Origin of the sequence: Isoptericola sp. F-RaC21, from assembly GCF_038593535.1 — a bacterium.
Classification (GTDB): domain Bacteria; phylum Actinomycetota; class Actinomycetes; order Actinomycetales; family Cellulomonadaceae; genus Isoptericola.
In genome coordinates, this window is record NZ_JBCFYX010000009.1 from 1 (window position 1) to 1,412 (window position 1,412).

Annotated in this window: 1 rRNA gene; it reads right to left on the reverse strand. The window is 56.2% G+C overall.

The features are described from left to right. Positions 1-1,251: ribosomal RNA gene (locus tag AAG589_RS21210) — 23S ribosomal RNA — on the reverse strand; the annotation flags it as partial. Between the last annotated feature and the right edge of the window lie 161 nt (positions 1,252-1,412).

The following is a 1,412-nucleotide window of genomic DNA, read 5'->3' on the forward strand; positions in this document are numbered from 1 at the left end:
ACGTGTGAGTGCCACGGCTTCGGCGGTGTACTTGAGCCCCGCTACATTGTCGGCGCGGAATCACTTGACCAGTGAGCTATTACGCACTCTTTCAAGGGTGGCTGCTTCTAAGCCAACCTCCTGGTTGTCTGTGCAACTCCACATCCTTTCCCACTGAGCACACGCTTAGGGGCCTTAGCCGATGATCTGGGCTGTTTCCCTCTCGACTACGAAGCTTATCCCCCGCAGTCTCACTGCCACGCTATGTCTTACCGGCATTCGGAGTTTGGCTGACGTCAGTAACCTGGTAGGGCCCATCGGCCATCCAGTAGCTCTACCTCCGGCAAGAAACACGTGACGCTGCACCTAAATGCATTTCGGGGAGAACCAGCTATCACGAAGTTTGATTGGCCTTTCACCCCTAACCACAGGTCATCCCCTCAGTTTTCAACCTAAGTGGGTTCGGTCCTCCACGCCGTCTTACCGGCGCTTCAACCTGCCCATGGCTAGATCACTTCGCTTCGGGTCTAGACCCGGCGACTGTACCGCCCTATTCGGACTCGCTTTCGCTACGGCTTCCCCACACGGGTTAACCTCGCCACCGAGCACTAACTCGCAGGCTCATTCTTCAAAAGGCACGCCGTCACCCCTGCTAAGGAGGCTCCGACGGATTGTAGGCACACGGTTTCAGGTACTATTTCACTCCCCTCCCGGGGTACTTTTCACCTTTCCCTCACGGTACTTGTCCGCTATCGGTCACTAGGTAGTATTTAGGCTTAGCAAGTGGTCTTGCCAGATTCACACGAGATTTCACGGGCCCCGTGCTACTTGGGATCCCCTCAACCAGGCCGCACCATTTCGTCTACGGGACTCACACCCACTACGGTCCGCCTTTCAATGCGGTTCGACTATGACACGGCTTTCTTACTGGCTACCAGACTGTCAGATCTGGTCAGAAGGTCCCACAACCCCGCATGTGCAACGCCTGACAGCTTGACACACACACGGTTTGGCCTCATCCGCTTTCGCTCGCCACTACTCACGGAATATCTCTTCCTGTCGGTACTGAGATGTTTCACTTCCCGACGTTCCCCCCTACACCCTATGTATTCAGATGCAGGTGACTGGGCATGACCCCAGCCGGGTTCCCCCATTCGGACATCCTCGGATCACAGCTCGTTTGCCAACTCCCCGAGGCTTATCGCAGGCTACGACGTCCTTCTTCGGCTCCTAGTGCCAAGGCATCCACCCTGTGCCCTTAAAAACTTCGACACACTACAATATTTCACAGAGATCAGAAAACCAGCCACACACCACCAAAAGCGGCGGGAGGCTAGTACTGAACATCTGGGATGCTCGCGTCCACTGTGCAGTTCTCAAGCAACGGACGACCCGCAGACACCCGGCACGCCTACCCCCAAGCAACCCCCCAC